Genomic DNA, 18,702 nt, shown 5'->3' on the forward strand with positions numbered 1-18,702 from the left:
AATAGAGGTTTACACCAGATAACCAGAAAGTGCCGAAGAGGTCGGCGGAGACGTCCGAAGACATCGGAGGGCTTTCAAGGATCTGGCCAGGCCCCCGGCAAGCCAGTCGAATATCGGAGCTGTCAGCGACGACTGAAACTCACGGATTCGATGGAGACTACCGGGGACTGTTCTATATTGGGGGTCTTTTGCTCCAGGGGTCGGGTTCTTCGAGGGGCTGTTCTCGAGCGCGGGTTCGATGTCCAAAGGCGGATCAGGGGGTCTGGTCCAGTTTTTCCAGGGCCACTGCGCGGCGCATGGTTTCGCGGGCTCGGGTGCGGTCGCCGGCGTAGTCGTAGGCGCGGGCTAGACGGTAGGAGACGCGCCAGTTGTCCGGGTCGGCATCCCATTCCTGTTTGACCTTGTTGAAGAGTTCGTCTGCGGCGGCGCGTTCGATGCGGCCGGAGGGGCGACGGGGGAGGTTCGAAGTGTCGAGTTCCAGACCCTCGTCGTGGATTCGGCGGGCGAGGTGTTGGTGGGCCAAGGCGGCGCGGAGGGTGGCGACGACTATCCAGACGCCGAGCAGCGGCAGGATAAGGACGCCGATCCCGATGACAGCGGCGGCGATGTCGCCGGAACCGATGAGGCTGAGTGCGATGCGGCCGAGCAGCAGGAAGTAGAAGCCGAGGACGACGACCAAGACCGCGATGAATGCGACGAGCTTGCGGACGTCCCTGCCGCGCGCACCGCCGCCCGAGTCGGTGTCCGAGCCTTGGTCCTCCGGCTGGACCGGTTCCGGTGTCATAGATCCAGGAACGGGTCGAGCCCGACGGTCAGGCCGGGGCGATTGGCGATCTCGCGGACGCCGAGCAGTACGCCGGGGGCGAAGGAGGATCGGTCGATGGAATCGTGGCGGATGGTGAGGGTTTCGCCCTGGGTGCCGAAGAGCACCTCCTGATGTGCGACGAGTCCGGCTAGACGCACCGAATGCACCCGCACGCCATCGACATCGGCGCCGCGGGCGCCCTCGAGTTCCTGGGTGGTGGCATCGGGGCCGCGGCCGACTCCGGCCTTGTTCCGCGCGGCGGCGATCAGGCCCGCGGTGCGATATGCGGTGCCCGAGGGTGCGTCGACCTTGTTCGGATGATGCAGCTCGACGACCTCGACAGAATCGAAGAACCGCGCCGCCTGCTCGGCGAAGCGCATGGACAGCACCGCGCCGATGGCGAAGTTCGGTGCGATGAGCACACCGGTCTCCGGTCGCCCGGCCAACCAGCCGCGCACCTCGTCCAGGCGGGCCTCATCGAATCCGGTAGTCCCGACCACCGCATGAATTCCGCGTTCCACCAGGAACTTCAGATTCCCCATCACAACATCGGGGTTGGTGAAGTCGACGACCACCTGGGTGCCCGACTCGGTGAACGACTCGAGCGAATCGTCCTTGTCGACGGTCGCGACCAACTCCAGATCGCCGGCCGCCTGCACCGCCGCACAGATCGCCTGACCGACTTTCCCCCGCGCACCGAGCACTCCGACCCGAATGGTCACCGCACCTCCTAATTCCATCAACGACTCCGCCAGCCTATCGACCCGCTCCCCTCCCGGTCCGCTGACCTCCGGTGATCGACGCGAGCGCTCAGGCTCCGGCCATGTTCTCGGCCATTCTTTCCAGGAGGCGAACGGTCTCGACGTACTGATCGTCGGTGATCCCGTCGAGCATGGCGCGGCGGCGCTTACCGATCAGCGTGAAGGCTTGATTGTGGGTGGTGTGGCCCACCTCGGTGAGGGCTAGGGTGTCCGAATCGTCGGTGATGTCACCGCGATCCACCAGCTGCGCGAGTTGGACGCCCCACTGCGAAGGGTCTTTCCAAAAAGGGGCGAGACCGTCGCGGACATCCGAAGCGCAGCGGGGACCTTCGGCGAGTGAGTGCAGGATCTGCCAGTGGCGGCGGGTCAGGCCGGAGGCGGCCAGATCATCTTCGAAGCGGGCGTCGATCCTGCGGTCGAGTTCCTTCAGCCAGTAGCCGATCGGACGTTGCGCTGCCATCGTTCCTCCAAAGCATGTAGAATTACAATTACATGTAATATGACATGAAAGTAGACCGGATGGAAGAGCACGATGCGGTCACCGCGGCCGTCGAGGCGGCGATGGTGCGGATTCGGCGGCGCCAGACCCGTGGGGCACTGGGCAGTGATTCGCCTGTGCCGATCGCGGTATTCCGGGTGCTGGACGCCGTAGCCGGTGCGAATGCCGACACTGTCGGAACCCTGGCCCCGGCCTTGGGCGTCGATCAGCCACGAGCGAGTCGCCTTGTCGCCCAGGCGGTGTCATCCGGTCACCTCGAGCGGGTGGCGGATCAGCAGGACGGCAGGCGAGCTGTCTTGCGACTTACTCCCGCAGGACACACCGTCGTCACAGCGGCACGCGACGGCCGCCGCGCCACCATGGCGGCCGCGATGTCGGACTGGACAGACCGCGAGCGCATTGAATTCGCCCGTCTTCTAGAACGATTCGTCGACGCTCTCGACACCGGGCACCCGTGATTACCGCACAGCACCGCGCTAGTAGGAATCGCCTCGGTTCACGGAGACGAGGATGTCAATCGAACACAATCACCTGCCGCAGCGCATGCCCGGCGGCAAGCTCATCCATGGCGTGGTTGATTTCGTCCAACCCGACGTGCGAAGACACCAGCTTCTCGACGGGCAATCGACCCTCGCGCCACATGCGGACGTACTCCGGAATATCCCGAGATGGCACCGCCGAGCCAAGATAGCTGCCGATGATGGTGCGCCCCTGAGCGACCAACGCGAGGGGCGAAATACTCGCGCGTGCGTCGGGGGCGGGCAATCCGACAGTGACGGTCGTACCGCCGGGCCCTGTTGCGGCCACAGCCGTTTCGAAGGCACGAACATTGCCCGCGGCCTCGACCACGACATCGGCCTGAATGCCGCGTTCCGCGAGTTCGGCCGGAGTGTACGCGGCACTCACACCGAGTTCCCTTGCGAGAGCGAGCTTTTCCGGCACAGTATCGACAGCGATCACCTCGTGCTCACCGAGCGACACCGCGACGAGCACCGCCGCCATACCCACGCCGCCGAGCCCCACGACCATAATCCGGTCGGCCACACCGGGTTTCGCGGAGTTGAGCAGCGCACCACCACCGGTGAGCACCGCGCAGCCCAGTACCGCGGCGACCTCCGGCGGCACATCGGCATCGACCGGAACCACTGATCGACGATCGACGACAGCATGCGTCGCAAAGGCGGACACGCCGAGGTGATGGTGCACCTCCGCGCCCTCCCGATGCAGCCGCCGCCCGCCGTTCAATAGCTCCCCCGCATTATTGGCGACACTGCCCGGCCCGCACGGCGTGCGGCCGTCACTCGCACAGCCCGCGCACTCCCCGCAGCGCGGCAGGAAGGTCATCACCACGCGCTGCCCCACCGCGACGTCACTGTCACCGGGTCCGATCGCTTCGATGATTCCCGCGGCTTCGTGTCCGAGCAGCATCGGCACTGGTCGCACCCGGTTTCCGTCGACCACCGATAGATCGGAATGACACAGCCCGGCAGCCTCGATCCGCACCAGCAACTCACCCGGACCCGGCTCCCCCAGGTCCAGCTCGCAGACGGTGATCGGCGCCGACTCGGCGAACGGGGTGCGCGCTGCGATCCGCTCCAGGACCGCCCCTCGAATCTTCATTCCACCGACGCTACCGCGCGCCGTCACAGACAGACCACCATGGCCCGCATCACTCGGGGCTGGCACTATGGAGCCCGATTGGCTAACCTCGACGCCCGTGACGGTGCTCCCGTAGGCCGCCTTGTACCGAGCCCGGGGTCGGGACCGTCACGATACAAGGAGAAATCCCCTGTCAGTACAGTTCAATCACACCATTGTCGGGTGTCGCGACAATAGGGTGTCCGCCGAATTCTGGTCGGACATCCTGGGTTTGGAACCAGGAAAGGAATGGGGCCCGTTCATCCCGTTGCCAACGGGTAATGGCGTCACCTTCGACTTCGCGAACGTGCCACCGCACATCACCGAAATCCAGCCCCAGCACTACGCATTTCTCATCTCCGAGGCCGAGTTCGATGCGGCCTACGCCAAGATCCAGCGCTACAAACTGGAGCATTGGGCCGACCCCCGGCAACAGGGCGTCAACGAGATCAACCACAACGATGGCGGTCGCGGCGTCTATTTCCTCGACCCCAGTGGTCACTTCATGGAACTGATCACCGTCCCCTACGGTGGCTGGCCGACATAACCATCACACCGTGGCGGTCGGCGGCCAAGGATTCGGCTTGACGCTCGTTGGTTTACGGGTGGGCGCGTCATCCCAGTCGAAATGCGTGCCCACCCACGCCTTCGGCCGATCGAAATGGATGTCGTGGGCGGCAAAACGCGTGCCGACGAACGAGATATCGCCGAAGAAGTCGCCCTCGGTGAAGTCGACCGTGCGTCCGCCGAGCACCGTCCGCGGGAATCTGACACCACCATGGAACTCGGCCTGCGAGAAGTTCGTTTCGCGCGTGCCACGGTTGCGTAGTCGATGCTGCGCGCCGATCTTCGCCTCGTCGAAGGCGGTGAGCGTGGCGTAGAACTGTGCTGCCTCGAATGTCGTACGGGGACTTGCGAATTCGGCGCGGTCGAAAGCGATGTGCGCGCCGTCCAGGACGGCGCGCTCGAACGAGGTGAACTCCGCCCGGAACTTCGCGTCCTGGAAGGAGGTTCGAGGGCCGAGGAAGCGAGCTCCGGCGAATGTCGTGCGTGGGCCGATGAAACCGACGCCCTCGAACGACACCGCGCCTTCGAAGGCAACACCGGCGAATGTGGTCCCGAATCCGGCTAATTCGGCCTTCTCGACACGATTCGAACCGAACTCCGCCCGGTCGAACGACACCGGACCGTCCCGGAAGGTCGCATCGCGGAACGTGACATGCTGACCCACAAACAGTGCTCGCTCGAACATGGTCTTATCGCTGAAGACCGCGCGTGCGAACGACGTGTGCCTACCCGCGAAGACGGCGTACCGGAAGTCGGCCTTCTCGATGACCGCGCCGTTGAAGGTGAAGTCACACGCCGACCAGGAGACATCCGCGGACCGCTTCAGATGGTCGGCGATCACCTTGACAATAGTCCGGCGCACCTCCCCATCGCTCTGCCGGAACTGGAAGACCCGTTCGACCTTCGTTCCCGCCTCGTCGGCCGATTCGACCCGCGAGACAAGGTGATCGGATCCACCGGCCGGGTCATAGGGCAGCCGCAAATACCCACACAACACATCGATGCACTGCTGCCTGCGAGTCGGTGCCGAGAACTCATCGGCCACCCCCGCCATCGCATACACTCCGGCGATCCGAACAGCCGGATCCGCATCCCCCAGCTGCCGCGCCGCCGCCCCGAACAGCTCCGCGAATCGCCCGCGCTCCAGATCCCGCTGCCGCCGATACGCCACCACCAGCGCGACCGCTCCACCAACCCCGGCGGCCACCGATAGCGCGATCTTGGTGAGATCCAACTGATTCGGCGTCTCGGACTCAGCGCCCAACAGCCACCACAGCAACCACCAGGTCAACCCGACGATCACCAATCCACCGACAACCGCACCCAACACCGCGAACAACAGTGCCGCGCGGTGTAGAGGGTTACCCATCCGTCCCCCCATCGCATCACCGCATGTTGACATCCTCGCCTCCGTAGACGGAGGCGATTCCTACTAGACCGTTGCCGTCTGTCGGTGGGTTCCTGCTTCACCGCGCAGCGCCGGAACGGGTTCCGGTCTTACCCGCACTCCACAAGCGATACGAAAGGTGTACCGCAACTGCACATCTCACACGGTACAGCTGGTTTGGCCCGAAGCGCGCCGTTATCAGTGGTGAAGCAATGCACCGAGGGACAAAACCGCCTGCTCTCGGGAACGCTCGAGCCTCCCGCACGCCTTCACCCGCGCCCTGAAAGGGCCAGCACAGCCCACATCCAGGTGGCCGGGTTGTTGTCACTCGCCGACCACCGGACAAGCTCGGCTACCCCTGCACCCCTTGCGTTTTCGATTCCTGATTCCGACGCAGCCCCAGCCCTGCCGCGACCAGGCAGGCGAATGCGACCGCACCGACGAACCACGGGAACACCTCGCTCAGCCCCCATTCGGTGGCCGCCCATCCGGCGAGAATGGTCGGCAACGCCATGGCCGAGTAGGCGAGCAGGTAGTAGGCCGACATGGTCTCGCCCCGCTTGTGCTGCGGCACAACCTCGGACAGATGCCGCAGCGAACCGCCGAAGCCGAGTCCGAAGGTCGCGCCGAGCAACACTCCGGCCAGCAGCACCACGACCCAGTTGCCGGTGTGCAATGCGGGCACCGTGAGGACCAGTGCCACCGCCATGCCGGTATCGCCGCCGATTGCCGCGCGCCGCGCCGGAATTCCGGTCGCGAACAGCTGCGCCGTGGCACCGGCGACGGCGGTCGAGGCGACGACAGCGCCACCGAAGACCAGATTGTGGATGCCGGTCTCGGCCGAGGCGAGCGAGGGATACAGCGACAGCAGTACGCCGAGCACCGACCAAGCCGCCATCACGCCCAGCGCCGAGAACCAGAAGTCACCGCGAATCTCCTGCGGCACCGCCGGTTTCGCGATCGTGATGCGTCCGGCGATGCGAGCAGTGTGCGGTTCCCGCAGGGCGATGACACCGACGCCGATGAGCAGGCACACCACCGTGATGACGACATACGGCGTGCGCAGCGGATGCGGTGCGTATTGCGCCAGCAATGCTGAACCCAGAATCGCCACGGCCATACCGACATTGAAAGCAACGCCGCTGAGCTGACCAGTCCGCGCACCGTGCTTGGGCCGCAGATCCAATAGTGCCGCGGCACCGGCGACCACCGTCGAGCCGACCGCTAATCCGTGCAGCGCCCGCGCCACCAGCAGCATCGCGACATTGTCGGCCAACAGGAACACCACGAGCCCGATGATCATGGTGGCGAACGCGCCGAGCAGGACCGGCTTGCGACCGACCACATCGGAGATGCGCCCCGAGACCAGCACCGCGGCCAACGCCGCGAATGCGTAGACCGCGAAGACGAAGGTGGTCGTCAGCGGCGTGAAATGCCATTGCTTCTGGTACATGCCGTACAGCGGCGCGGGTACCCCGGACACGCCGAGCGCCACCCCGCTCGCCGCCAGAATCAGCGCGTATGCCCAGCGCTGCGAGGTCTGCTGGTCGGCCGCCACCGTCATTGTCGCTGCCATCGGAACCCCGATCAGGTAAGTTTGATGATGATCGAACTTCAAACGACGATACAGCCGGTACGATGGTCATCAAACCACTGTGAGGTAGATCATGACCGAAACCAAGGAATCGGCCACCGAGGCGACGCCGGTCGCCCCGTTACCCGCCGTGCTCGGCGCTTTACAGGATCCCGTGCGGCTGGAGATGGTGCGCCGGCTGAGCAATGCGGGTACCGCCGTGCGCTGCGGTGCGCTCTACGAGGTGATCAACAAGTCGACCGCCACCCACCACTTCAAGATTCTGCGCGAAGCCGGTGTCATCGAGCGACTGATTATCGACGGACAGACCTGCCAGCGCCTGCGCTCCGAGGATCTCGACCATGCCCTACCCGGCCTGCTGCCTTCGATCGTCGAGGCAGCGAACCGCGCCCACAGCGACTGAGCTGACCCGCAAGGTGTCGGCAGCACCGGCGCGGTGTGGCCACCACGTCTATCTCAGCTCTCGACCAATCGCCGTATCGCGGCGGGCAAATCCCGGGTGCGCCGATACGGTCCGGCCACCGAGGCGGCGAACGGCCGCGCCAGCAGGGTGCGGGCGATCGCGGAAACCTCCTCGGTGGTTACCGCATCGATGCGGGCCAGCGTCTCGGAGACGCTGCGATGGTTGCCGTAACTCAGTTCGCTGCGACCGATCCGGTTCATCCGCGATGCCGAATCCTCCAAGCCGAGCACCAACCCACCGCGCAACGAACCCTTCGCCCGCGCGCACTCGGCGTCGGTAATGCCGTTGGCCGTAATCTCTTCCAGCACCCCGCGCGCCAGTGTCGCCACCTTGCCGAGATTTTCGGGCTGACAGCCGATGTACACCGAGAACGCGCCGGTATCGGCGAAGGTGTCCACGCTGGAGTACACCGAGTACGCCAGCCCGCGTTCCTCCCGAATGCGTTGGAACAGGCGTGAACTCAGACCACCGCCGACCACGGTATTGAGCACGGACAACGGCCAGCGCCGCTCCCCCTCGTGCCGCCCGAACGCCCGCACACCGAAGGCCAGATGTGCCTGTTCGCTGTCGCGGTGGCTCCACTGCAGCGCTGGTGCGCTGTGCGGCCGAAAGCGGCCCTCGCGGCGGGGCGCTGGCTCGGCGGTCAGGTCGAGCCGCGGCGCGAATGCGCGATGCACCAATTCCACGGTGTGTTCGTGCTCCACATTGCCCGCGACCGCGACAACCATCCGGTCCGGCCGGTAGCGGCGCAGATGGAAGCTGCGCAACTGGTTGGCGTTCATCGCCTCGATGGTTTCGATGGAGCCGATGACCGGACGCCCGATCGGATGATCACCGAAGAGCGCGGATAGGAATGCGTCGCCGACCAGATCCTCCGGATCGTCGTCGCGCATGGCGATCTCCTCGAGCACCACCTGCCGCTCGACATCCACATCCTCGGCTCGGCACAAGCCGTTGAGTACTACATCGGAGACCATATCGACGGCCAGCGACAGATCCTCGTCGAGGACGTGGGCGTAGTAGCAGGTCTGCTCCTTCGCGGTGAACGCGTTGAGCTCACCGCCGACCGCGTCCATCGCCTGCGCGATATCCAACGCCGAACGCGTCGGCGTCGCCTTGAACAGCAGGTGTTCCAGGAAATGCGCGGCACCAGCGACGGTCGGGCCCTCATCGCGCGATCCGACGCCCACCCAGACCCCGATCGATGCCGAACGCACGCCGGGCACATGTTCGGTGACCACGCGCAGCCCGCCGGGTAATACGGTGCGCCGTACCCCCGCCTCGGTGCCCCGCATCTGGTCCATCCGCAGCTCCAGAGACGAACCCCCCTGCTCGCCGCGGAGCAGAGGGGTTGCCGTCTTCTTCTTCGTCACAGAGACAAGTACTACTCGGTCTCCGCCTGGCCCGCATCAGCGGTTTCGGCCGCCGCGGGCTCGTCGGCGTTCTCGTCGACCGGCACCAGCGAAATCTTGCCGCGGTTGTCGATATCGGCGATCTCCACGCGCAGCTTGTCGCCGACGTTCACCACATCCTCGACCTTGGCCACGCGCTTGCCGTTGCCCAGCTTGGAGATGTGCACCAGACCGTCGCGGCCGGGAAGCAGCGAAACGAACGCGCCGAAGGCGGTGGTCTTGACGACCGTGCCGAGGAAGCGCTCGCCGACCTTGGGCAGCTGCGGGTTGGCGATGGCGTTGATCTGGTCGATCGCCGCCTGCGCCGCCGGACCGTTGGTCGCACCGACGTAGACAGTGCCGTCGTCCTCGATGGAGATATTGGCGCCGGTCTCCTCGGTGATCTGGTTGATCACCTTGCCCTTCGGGCCGATGACCTCACCGATCTTGTCGACCGGGATCTTGATCGCGGTGACGCGCGGAGCGTAAGGGCTCATCTCATCCGGGGTGGCGATGGCCTCGGCCATGACCTCCAGGATGGTGGTGCGGGCATCGTGGGCCTGGCTCAGCGCACCGGCCAACACCTGCGAGGGGATGCCGTCCAGCTTGGTGTCCAACTGCAGCGCGGTGACGAAGTCCGGGGTGCCCGCGACCTTGAAGTCCATGTCGCCGAAGGCATCCTCGGCACCGAGGATGTCGGTCAGTGCGACGTAGCGGACCTCTTCCTCACCGTTGTCGTTCTTGACGGTGTCCGACACCAGGCCCATGGCGATGCCGGCGACCGGCGCCTTCAGCGGCACACCGGCGTTCAGCAGCGACAGGGTCGAGGCGCAGACCGAGCCCATCGAGGTGGAACCGTTGGAGCCCAACGCTTCCGAGACCTGACGGATGGCGTACGGGAACTCCTCCTGGCTCGGCAGCACCGGGATGAGCGCCCGCTCGGCCAGCGCGCCGTGGCCGATCTCGCGACGCTTCGGCGAACCGACCCGACCGGTCTCACCGGTGGAGAACGGCGGGAAGTTGTAGTGGTGCATGTAGCGCTTGGAGGTCTCCGGGCCGAGCGAGTCGACCTGCTGTGCCATCTTCACCATATCGAGGGTGGTGACGCCCATGATCTGGGTCTCGCCACGCTCGAACAGCGCCGAACCGTGCGCCCGCGGGATCACGGCGACCTCAGCGGACAGTGCACGGATATCGGCCAGCCCGCGACCGTCGATGCGGAAGCCATCGGACAGGATGCGCTGGCGCACCAGCTTCTTGGTGACCGACCGGAAAGCGGCGCCCAGTTCCTTCTCGCGACCGGTGAAGTCGTCGGCGAGCCGGTCCAGCACGGCGAGCTTGATCTCATCGATCCTCGCCTCGCGCTCCTGCTTGTCGGCAATGCTCAGCGCCTCGCCCAGCTCACGCTTGGCGGTGCCCTCGACGGCCTCGTAGACATCGGCCTCGTACGGCGGGAAGAGCGGGAACTCCTCGGTGGGCTTGGCCGCCAGCGAGGCCAGGTCCTGCTGCGCCTTGCACAGGCGGGCAATGAACGGCTTGGCGGCCTCGAGGCCCTGCGCCACCACGGCCTCGGTCGGCGCCTGCGCGCCGCCCTCGATCAGTTCGATGACCTTATCCGTGGCCTCGGCCTCGACCATCATGATGGCCACGTCACCGGATTCGACGACCCGGCCGGCGACGACCATGTCGAAGACCGCGCCCTCGAGCTGCTCGACGGTCGGGAAGGCGACCCACTGGCCGTCGATCAGCGCGACGCGCACGCCGCCGACCGGACCGGAGAACGGCAGGCCCGAGATCTGAGTGGACGCGGATGCGGCGTTGATGGCCACGACGTCGTACAGATCGTTCGGGTCCAGGCTCAGCACGGTGACGACGACCTGGATCTCGTTACGCAGGCCGTCGACGAAGGACGGACGCAGCGGACGGTCGATCAGGCGGCAGGTCAGGATCGCATCGGTGGACGGGCGGCCCTCCCGGCGGAAGAACGAACCCGGGATGCGACCCGCGGCATACATGCGCTCTTCGACATCGACCGTCAGCGGGAAGAAGTCGAACTGATCCTTGGGGTGCTTACCCGCGGTGGTCGCGGACAGCAGCATGTTCTCGTCGTCGAGGTAGGCGACGACCGAACCGGCGGCCTGGCGGGCCAGACGGCCGGTCTCGAAGCGGACGGTGCGGGTTCCGAAGGTGCCGTTATCGATCAGCGCGACGGATTCGAATACACCGGGTTCGACCTCGATGGCCGAAGATGTAGTTGTTTCAGACATTTTTCTGCTCTCAACCTCTCGTCTTCGCTGGATCGAGCGCCGAGTAGGCGCGATCCAGCTGTCGTCAGCCGTACCGGATCCGGACGCGCGGCAACCCTCCTGGCTGCGACGCGCACACCCGGCCGGATCCCCTTGGAAACGGCGACGCGGAGGCGGTCATCGATCGAAGCCCGCCGGCGACTGCGCGCCTGCCGGGAGGCCACTACCGAAGACCGACGCCACGCGGGCGGGTGCATACGGCTGTGCAATGTTGTCGTGCAAACGGGGTGTGAATACCCCTCATACACATATAGCCAACGGGGAGATTGTACGTCTCCCCGTTGGCCACCTGATCGACCGCCTCGGGTAAGCAGCGTGTCGAGACCATCCATTCCCGACCCCGCCGCCGCGAAGCGAAGCTTACGAGCGACGTTCGCGGCCGAGCGCCCGAAGCGCTATGCGACGAAGTCGTGATTCTCGGTCACTCGGCTGCCAGCCACTAGGCGGCCGCGAACACGCGGCGCCGCAGCGCTGCAAGAAATTACCTCCGCAGACCCAGGCGCTCGATCAGCGAACGGTAGCGCTGGATGTCCTTGTCGGCGAGGTACTTCGACAGGCGCTTGCGACGACCGATCAGCGCCATCAGGCCGTGGCGGGTGTGGTGGTCGTGCTTGTGCTTCTTCAGGTGCTCGGTGATGTCGGCGATCCGCTTGGACAGCAGCGCGATCTGCGCCTCCGGGGAACCGGTGTCCTTCTCGTGCACGCCGTACTCGGCGAGAATGGCCGACTTCTGCTCGGTGGTCAGCGCCATGGGGCATCCACTCCTATTTCTCAGTTCCGCGCTCGAGGATTCCGGTTACCCGGCCGGGTGCCGCCGCGGACCGCAGCAAACCCGAGGATCCACCCTACCCGACGCCCTCGCGTCAACCGAATCCGGTCAGGAGTCGGCGGCGGCGGTGAGGACCTTGCGCGTGTTCTCGACGTCGCGGTCCATCGCCTCGAGGAGTTCGTCGATGGAATCGAATTTGCGCATGCCGCGCAGGTGCTCGACGAAATCGACCGCGACGTGCTGGCCGTAGAGGTCGGCTTCACCGTCGAGTACGTAGGCCTCGACGGTGCGGGCGCGCCCGGAGAAGGTGGGGTTGGTGCCGATGGAGATCGCGGCCATCGCACGCTCCCCCGGTGTCACGGTGCCGATGGTCGGACCGGGACCGAGCACGGTGAACCAGCCCGCGTAGACGCCGTCGGCCGGAATGGCGGCATACATGGGCGGCGCGATATTCGCGGTCGGGAAGCCGAGCTCGCGGCCGCGGCCGTCGCCGTGCACGACCACACCCTCGACCCGGTGCGGACGGCCGAGGGCCTCGGCGGCCGCGGCCATATCGCCCGCGTCGACGCAGGCGCGGATGTATGTGGAGGAGAAGGTGACCGCGTGCTCGCCGAGGAGTTTCACGCCGTCGACCTCGAACCCGAAGCGCCCACCCAGCTCACGCATGGTCTCGATGGTGCCCGTGGCCTTCTTACCGAAGGTGAAGTTGTCACCGACCACGACCTCGGTCACATGGAGCCGCTCGACCAGCAGATCGTGTACGTAGCGAGCCGGGGTCAGCTTCATGAATTCTTGGGTGAAGGGCATCACGCAGAACACATCAACGCCCAATTCCTCGGCCAGTTCCGCGCGCCGGGTAAGCGTGGTCAGCTGCGCCGGATGCGAGCCGGGGCGCACTACTTCCATCGGGTGCGGATCGAAGGTCATCAACACTGCCGGAACTCCCCGTGCGGCAGCGGACTTCACGGCCCGGCTGATCAGCTGCGCATGACCGCGATGCACACCGTCGAATACGCCGATCGTGAGTACGCACCGCCCCCAGTCCGCGGGTACGTCATCGAGGCTTCGCCATCTCTGCACAGTCCGCAGCCTACGCAAAATGCGGGGCGAACAGTATTCGGAGGTGTCCATCCACACTCCGGTATCGAGCTCCGTGTGTACATGGGGTGAATTGCTGGTTCAGACGGGTGACGACGTGGCTACCGCAAGCCGAACCCGGCGTCGCTCCCGAGGTGCCATTGGCGAACGCGCATTATGTCGAGATACACGGCGAACTGGATATCGCGGTGCTCCTCGCAGCCCGAGCTACCTTGCCGCCGAACTCGGCGGAACACCGCCCGCCCGCATCGTTGCGCTCAGCGGGGCCGACCGCGCAACGGCGAACCCGAGAGCGGCCCCGACCAGCCGAAACCGACGGATCGGCGAGCCGGATCGGCGCTGTCGGACAACGGCACCGAGTGTTCAAGTGGCTGAATGTGTGAATCCCGAGTCCTATGCATAAGCTCGAAGATGTGCCCGGTAAACGAGACATCGCAACCCGACGCGAGCTGGCCGACACCGCAGCGCAGCCGACCGAGACCACAGGCCCCCACGGCAGCACCGCGACGATTGCGCCGGAGCTCACCTCGGTCGCCCAGGACTATTTGAAAGTGATCTGGACCGCTCAGGAGTGGTCGCAGGAAAAGGTCTCGACTAAATTGCTCGCCGAACGAATCGGCGTCTCGGCTTCCACCGTCTCGGAGGCAGTTCGTAAGCTCGCCGATCAAGGCCTGGTCGAACACGCTCGGTACGGTTCCATCACGCTCACCGAACACGGGCGCCGCGCCGCTGTCGCCATGGTGCGCAGACATCGGCTGATCGAGACATTCCTCGTCAATGAACTCGGCTACGGCTGGGATGAGGTGCACGATGAGGCCGAGGTGCTCGAGCACGCGGTTTCGGAGTTACTGATGGCGCGGATCGACGCGAAACTCGGCTATCCGGACCGGGATCCGCACGGTGATCCCATTCCCTCGGTCGACGGTGCGGTGCCGACACCGCCCGCCCGCCAGCTCAGCGATTTCCACGCGGGCGAATCCGGCCATGTCGCACGAATTTCCGATTCCGATCCGGATATGCTGCGCTACTTCGATTCGGTCAGCATCGCCCTCGATACGCCGATCGTCGTGGTGGAGCGCCGAGACTTCGCGGGCACCATAGCCATTCGCATCGGGGACCGCACCATCGATCTCGGCCGCCCCGCCGCCGAGGCCATCTGGCTCAGCGACTGACTCGCGTGCCGGTGGTGACGAGTCGTCACCACCGCACGCCGCCGCGGCCACCGCGTCCGCGGCAAGAACATCCTCCGATACCCCTATCGCAGCGCCGTGCCCCGGAGTTACCACAGGTCAAGGCCTCTGGAAACCGCGCGCACAGCCTTGCCCACCACTTTTTCCGCACCTGTTGACGCACAACCACTACCTACCTCGCATCGGGCACACCCTCGCGAGCTGGGCCGTCGATATGCGATACCTACCGGAGCCGCTCAGCCAGCGGCGGGCACGGTTTCGGTGGTGACGTGAGTGCGCCTTTCGTGGCTGGCGGCGAGCCAGAAGAAGATCGGTGGCATGGCGAATTCTATTGCGGTGAGGACGATTTGGAACCAGTGCGGCCAGCCGTAGACAGCGACCGAGATCAAGCGGGCGATGCCGCTCAGTAGAAAGATTCCAGCGAGCCAGCGCACCGCGAGTGTCGAGATCGGGACTTGGCGGGCGGCCCAGATCCAGGCGAGGCCATAGCCGACGAAGATGCCACCGAAGAAGCGGGTCTGACTATCGGCGGTCACGCCGGAGGAGCCCATATCGGGGATGCCGTCGATACCGGCGGCCATGTGGAAGATGCCGATCCCCACGATGACAATGCCCATCGCCATGGACAGCCATTTGAGTGCCGAGGTCATGAATTCCTCCCTTCAGTAGTAGACGTATGTCTACTAAGGCCGACCCTACGACGCTTAGTAGACATACGTCAACTAAGCTTACGAAGGTGACTCGCCGCCGCCTCGCCCCAGACGAACGCCGCCGCCTGCTACTGGACGCGGGCGCGAAACTGTTCGCCGAACGCGCCTACGATGCGGTGCTGATGGAGGATGTCGCGGCGGCGGCCGGCGTTTCGCGCGCCCTGCTCTACCGTCACTTCCCGACCAAACGCGACCTCTTCGCGGGCGTCTACCAACTGGCCGCTGATCGCCTGCTGGTCGCCACGAAACTCGATACCGAAACCCCGCTGCCCGAACAACTCGCGGCCGGACTCGACGAGCACTTCGACTATTTCGAGGCCAACGCCAATACCGTGGTGGCCGCCAATCGCCTGCTCGCGGGCGATCCGACCATCCAGGCGATCATCTCGGGTGAACTCGGCGAACTCCGGGCCCGTCTGCTCGACGCCATGGGCGTCGAAGGCCATATCCGGGAGCTCACCTCATCGGTGCTGATGGGTTGGCTGACCTTCGTCCGGGTGCTATCGGTCGATTGGCTGGAAAACCGTACCTGCACCCGCGCCGAACTGCGCGACATCTGCGTCGGCGCGCTCCTCGGTGCGCTGGAACCGCTCGGCGCGGTTAGAAATTCGATGGACGCACGACCATGACCGAGGCCGCGCGCTTACCGCTTTCCTGCAATAGCGCGATCGCGCGCCCGGACGGGTCGATGGCGGCGTAGACGCCGGGGATGCCGACCGGCTCGAGCCAGCGACCGTTGCGCAGATCGTCGGCCTGTTTGTCATCGATATCGCGGTGCGGGAATGCGGTTCGGATGGCGTCGTCGACATTCAGGCTCAACGGCGCGTCCTCGGATTCGGCCAATTCGTCGAGGGTTCTGGCGTGTTCGAGGGTGAACGGGCCGACCCTGGTGCGACGCAACGCGGTCAGATGACCACCGACACCGAGTCCGGCGCCCAGATCGCGCGCCAAGGCACGAATGTAGGTCCCGGACGAGCATTCCACGACCACGTCCAGGTCGACGAACTCCGAAACATCCCGGCGGGCGACGATATCGAAGCGCGAGACGGTAACCGGGCGAGCGGCGAGCCGCACCTCTTCACCGGCCCGATGCCGGGCATAGGCGCGTTCGCCGTTCACCTTGATCGCACTGACCGTCGCGGGCACCTGTTCGATATCGCCGGTCAATTTCGCGGTGTGCGAAGCGATTTCGGCGTCGGCGAGATGAGTGGCCGATGCGGTCGAGAGCACTTCGCCCTCGGCATCGTCGGTAGTGGTGGCCTGGCCGAGCCGGATGGTCGCGGTGTAGGCCTTGGTCGTCAGGGTGAGCAGGCCGAGCAGTTTGGTGGCGCGCTCGACGCCGAGCACCAGTACACCGGTGGCCATCGGATCGAGTGTCCCCGCGTGCCCCACCTTTTTGGTGCGCAATAGTTTTCGACATCTCGCGACGACGTCGTGGCTGGTCCAGCCGCCGTCCTTGTCGACGATCAGCAGACCGCCGAGTGCATCGATCCGTGGATCGGCCATCAGCCGTGCACGATCGCGGTCAGGATGAGTCCGTCGCCGATCATCCAGCGGCCGTCGAAGGAAATCAGTGGAGCGCCACCGTCGGTGACCTGCCCGGGCACCAGGATCTGACTGTGAAAGGTGCCCGAACCCGCGCCGTCGGAGCTCTCATCGATGGTGAAGGTGATGTGGGCGTCCTCGAAGCCGAGCCAGCGCGCGGTCAATGGCCACCACGCCTTGTAGGTGGCCTCCTTCGCGCAGAACAGCAAGCGGTCCAGGTGCAGGCCGGACCCATCGACCCGCGCCAACCAGTCCCGCTCGGGCGGCAGGCTCACCGAATCGAGCACGCCCTCGGGGAGGGTGCCGTGCGGTTCGGCGTCGATGCCGATCGATCGGAACCGCAGCTTGTGGCCCAGGGCCGCCGCCCGGTAACCATCACAGTGCGTCAGGCTGCCGACGATGCCGCGCGGCCACACCGGCGCACCCCGTTCGCCCTTGCCGATCGCGACCGGAGCCTCACCCAGTTCCGCCAACGCCAGCCGGGCGCAGTGCCGAGCGCCGATGAAGTCGCGGCGACGCTTTTCCACCGACTTCTCGATGAGATGCGCTTCGGCCGGATGCGGCTGCAGATCCTCCGGGTACGCCAAGAGCTCTGCCGAAGCCACGCCAGCGGGAAGAATTTTCTCGATCAGCTCCTCCGCCTCCCCGAACCTTCAGGCCGAACTCGTGTGCCGCCATGCGAGCGGCGTCCGGCGGTCAGAGGGCAGATGAGTGTGCCCGTACCCGACGAGTTACCCATGTACACACCAAATCAGTAGTTGTGCTGCGAATCAAATTGCTGCCGTCATGCTGGACAGCGTCAGACGCCGCGGCGGCGCTCGGCTTTGGCACGCATCTCGGCGGCCGCGGCCTCCATCTCGGGTGTCACCTTGAAATGGCCGCCCCATTTGTTCAGCGAGCCCGGCGGGTAATCCGGCGTCGGGAGGATTTGACGCAGCAACTGGTCGGGCAGTCCACGGCGCTGCCATTCGCGGGGGTAACCGAGCGACACCTCTTCGAAGCGCACGCCGTCATAGTAGGAGGTGCGTGGGATGTGCAGGTGGCCGTAGACCGAGCAGACGACGTTGTAGCTGGTATGCCAGTCGGCGGTCAGATCGGTGCCGCACCAGAGCGCGAATTCCGGATACCACAGCACCTCGGTGGGCTGGCGGACCAGCGGGAAATGATTGATCATCACGATCGGCGTCTCGGGTGGCAGTGCGTCCAGCTTCCGCTTGGTGACCTGGACGCGGGCGTGGCACCAGGCGTCCCGGGTCAGGTACGGATCCGGAGCGAGCAGAAACTCGTCAGTGGCCACCACATTGCGTTCCCGGGCCAGGGCGAGCCCCTCGGCCTTCGTTTTGGTGCCCTTGGGCAGGAACGAATAGTCGTAGAGCAGGAACATCGGAACCAGCGTCACCTGACCGCCGTACTGCTCGGACCCCGCGCCGGTCCACACCGGGAAAGGATCCTCCGGTGTGATGACATCGAGATCCCGGCAGATCGAAACCAGGTAGTCGTAGCGCGCGACACCGTGCATCTGCACTGGATCCTTCGCCGTGGTCCACAATTCGTGGTTGCCCGGAACCCAGATCACCTTGGCGAAGCGGCCGCGCAACAGCTCCAGCGCCCAGCGGATGTCGTCGGACTTCTCCCCGACGTCCCCGGCCACGATGAGCCAGTCCTCGGGCGAATCCGCCCGAATCTGCTCGACGACCGGACGATTCCCCTGGTGCCCGACGTGAATGTCGCTCACCGCCATCAACTTGGGTATCACCCCACCTACATTGGCATATCCGCGCGCGTTGCCGCCGTTCGGCTCGATGATCATGGCGCTAACGGCCGCGTTCGTACGGCCGGTCCGGGGCCTCGATCCGCTGGTAGGCGGCGACGACGAGGGTGGGCGTGTGATCCGGGTTGCGAATCCGGAATCACGCCAATGGACGGCGCGGACCGCACGCGGCATTATCGAGGTCCCGACGGTCCGGCCGCGGATTCAC

General features: G+C 65.5%; 20 protein-coding genes. 6 read left to right on the forward strand and 14 right to left on the reverse strand.

From position 1 onward, the window contains the following. Positions 1-253: 253 nt before the first annotated feature. The 3 genes from ACQP2U_RS30700 to ACQP2U_RS30710 form a co-directional block, all read right to left on the reverse strand. Complete coding sequence (locus tag ACQP2U_RS30700; protein WP_433710659.1) at positions 254-784, reverse strand: hypothetical protein; 531 nt, start codon at positions 782-784, stop codon at positions 254-256. Beyond that, on the reverse strand, positions 781-1,527 hold the full coding sequence (dapB, locus tag ACQP2U_RS30705) for a 4-hydroxy-tetrahydrodipicolinate reductase (RefSeq protein ID WP_433710660.1): 747 nt from the start codon (positions 1,525-1,527) through the stop codon (positions 781-783). The genes ACQP2U_RS30700 and dapB overlap by 4 nt, the downstream gene beginning before the upstream one ends. 88 nt (positions 1,528-1,615) lie before the next feature. Beyond that, positions 1,616-2,026, reverse strand: a complete 411-nt coding sequence (locus ACQP2U_RS30710) for a MarR family winged helix-turn-helix transcriptional regulator (RefSeq protein WP_433710661.1) — start codon at positions 2,024-2,026, stop codon at positions 1,616-1,618. Positions 2,027-2,085: 59 nt separating this feature from the next. On the opposite strand from ACQP2U_RS30710, the gene ACQP2U_RS30715 reads away from it, so the two are divergent. Continuing rightward, positions 2,086-2,523 carry a MarR family winged helix-turn-helix transcriptional regulator gene (locus ACQP2U_RS30715; RefSeq protein ID WP_433710662.1) on the forward strand — a complete coding sequence of 146 codons (438 nt, stop codon included), beginning with the start codon at positions 2,086-2,088 and terminating at the stop codon, positions 2,521-2,523. A 55-nt stretch (positions 2,524-2,578) separates the two neighbouring features. Here the strand turns inward: ACQP2U_RS30715 and ACQP2U_RS30720 are convergent, their stop codons facing one another. After that, positions 2,579-3,685, reverse strand: a complete 1,107-nt coding sequence (locus tag ACQP2U_RS30720) for an alcohol dehydrogenase catalytic domain-containing protein (RefSeq protein ID WP_433710663.1) — start codon at positions 3,683-3,685, stop codon at positions 2,579-2,581. 169 nt (positions 3,686-3,854) lie between these two features. Between ACQP2U_RS30720 and ACQP2U_RS30725 the strand changes: the two genes are divergently transcribed. After that, on the forward strand, positions 3,855-4,250 hold the full coding sequence (locus ACQP2U_RS30725; RefSeq protein ID WP_433716626.1) for a VOC family protein: 396 nt from the start codon (positions 3,855-3,857) through the stop codon (positions 4,248-4,250). A 3-nt stretch (positions 4,251-4,253) separates the two neighbouring features. On the opposite strand, the gene ACQP2U_RS30730 is transcribed toward ACQP2U_RS30725, so the two are convergent. After that, positions 4,254-5,639 (reverse strand): pentapeptide repeat-containing protein, encoded by a 1,386-nt coding sequence (locus ACQP2U_RS30730; RefSeq protein ID WP_433710664.1) that lies wholly within the window; start codon positions 5,637-5,639, stop codon positions 4,254-4,256. 370 nt (positions 5,640-6,009) lie between these two features. Then, complete coding sequence (locus ACQP2U_RS30735) at positions 6,010-7,245, reverse strand: MFS transporter (protein ID WP_433716627.1); 1,236 nt, start codon at positions 7,243-7,245, stop codon at positions 6,010-6,012. A 79-nt stretch (positions 7,246-7,324) separates the two neighbouring features. On the opposite strand from ACQP2U_RS30735, the gene ACQP2U_RS30740 reads away from it, so the two are divergent. Next, complete coding sequence (locus ACQP2U_RS30740) at positions 7,325-7,654, forward strand: ArsR/SmtB family transcription factor (protein WP_397032129.1); 330 nt, start codon at positions 7,325-7,327, stop codon at positions 7,652-7,654. Positions 7,655-7,707: 53 nt separating this feature from the next. On the opposite strand, the gene ACQP2U_RS30745 is transcribed toward ACQP2U_RS30740, so the two are convergent. The 4 genes from ACQP2U_RS30745 to ACQP2U_RS30760 all read right to left on the reverse strand — a co-directional run bounded on the left by ACQP2U_RS30745 (position 7,708) and on the right by ACQP2U_RS30760 (position 13,260). Next, positions 7,708-9,018, reverse strand: a complete 1,311-nt coding sequence (locus ACQP2U_RS30745; RefSeq protein WP_433710665.1) for a M16 family metallopeptidase — start codon at positions 9,016-9,018, stop codon at positions 7,708-7,710. A gap of 80 nt (positions 9,019-9,098) precedes the next feature. Next, the gene (locus ACQP2U_RS30750) at positions 9,099-11,372 is read right to left on the reverse strand and encodes a polyribonucleotide nucleotidyltransferase (RefSeq protein ID WP_433710666.1); all 2,274 of its coding nucleotides are present in this window, start codon (positions 11,370-11,372) and stop codon (positions 9,099-9,101) included. A gap of 520 nt (positions 11,373-11,892) precedes the next feature. After that, positions 11,893-12,162 carry a 30S ribosomal protein S15 gene (rpsO, locus tag ACQP2U_RS30755; protein WP_063044519.1) on the reverse strand — a complete coding sequence of 90 codons (270 nt, stop codon included), beginning with the start codon at positions 12,160-12,162 and terminating at the stop codon, positions 11,893-11,895. 126 nt (positions 12,163-12,288) lie between these two features. Beyond that, positions 12,289-13,260, reverse strand: a complete 972-nt coding sequence (locus ACQP2U_RS30760) for a bifunctional riboflavin kinase/FAD synthetase (protein WP_433710667.1) — start codon at positions 13,258-13,260, stop codon at positions 12,289-12,291. 107 nt (positions 13,261-13,367) lie between these two features. On the opposite strand from ACQP2U_RS30760, the gene ACQP2U_RS30765 reads away from it, so the two are divergent. Next, positions 13,368-13,661 carry a hypothetical protein gene (locus ACQP2U_RS30765; protein WP_433710668.1) on the forward strand — a complete coding sequence of 98 codons (294 nt, stop codon included), beginning with the start codon at positions 13,368-13,370 and terminating at the stop codon, positions 13,659-13,661. Positions 13,662-13,673: 12 nt separating this feature from the next. Beyond that, complete coding sequence (locus ACQP2U_RS30770; protein ID WP_433710669.1) at positions 13,674-14,450, forward strand: metal-dependent transcriptional regulator; 777 nt, start codon at positions 13,674-13,676, stop codon at positions 14,448-14,450. A 254-nt stretch (positions 14,451-14,704) separates the two neighbouring features. On the opposite strand, the gene ACQP2U_RS30775 is transcribed toward ACQP2U_RS30770, so the two are convergent. After that, on the reverse strand, positions 14,705-15,118 hold the full coding sequence (locus tag ACQP2U_RS30775) for a DUF4345 domain-containing protein (protein ID WP_433710670.1): 414 nt from the start codon (positions 15,116-15,118) through the stop codon (positions 14,705-14,707). Between the two features lie 86 nt (positions 15,119-15,204). Here ACQP2U_RS30775 and ACQP2U_RS30780 point away from each other — a divergent pair, with 86 nt between their 5' ends. After that, entirely contained in the window at positions 15,205-15,807 is a 603-nt protein-coding gene (locus ACQP2U_RS30780; protein ID WP_433710671.1) for a TetR/AcrR family transcriptional regulator, read from the forward strand. Here the strand turns inward: ACQP2U_RS30780 and truB are convergent. The 3 genes from truB to ACQP2U_RS30795 form a co-directional block, all read right to left on the reverse strand. Then, positions 15,779-16,684, reverse strand: a complete 906-nt coding sequence (truB, locus tag ACQP2U_RS30785; protein ID WP_433710672.1) for a tRNA pseudouridine(55) synthase TruB — start codon at positions 16,682-16,684, stop codon at positions 15,779-15,781. The genes ACQP2U_RS30780 and truB overlap by 29 nt on opposite strands. After that, positions 16,684-17,355 (reverse strand): 4'-phosphopantetheinyl transferase Npt, encoded by a 672-nt coding sequence (gene npt / locus ACQP2U_RS30790; protein WP_433716628.1) that lies wholly within the window; start codon positions 17,353-17,355, stop codon positions 16,684-16,686. Before npt ends, truB begins: the two co-directional genes overlap by 1 nt. Before the next feature lie 167 nt (positions 17,356-17,522). Further along, a complete protein-coding gene (locus ACQP2U_RS30795; protein ID WP_433716629.1) occupies positions 17,523-18,479 on the reverse strand; it encodes a metallophosphoesterase family protein in 957 nt (318 codons plus the stop codon). Positions 18,480-18,702 lie beyond the last annotated feature (223 nt).

This window comes from Nocardia sp. CA-084685 (assembly GCF_050955785.1).
Taxonomy (GTDB): Bacteria; Actinomycetota; Actinomycetes; order Mycobacteriales; family Mycobacteriaceae; genus Nocardia.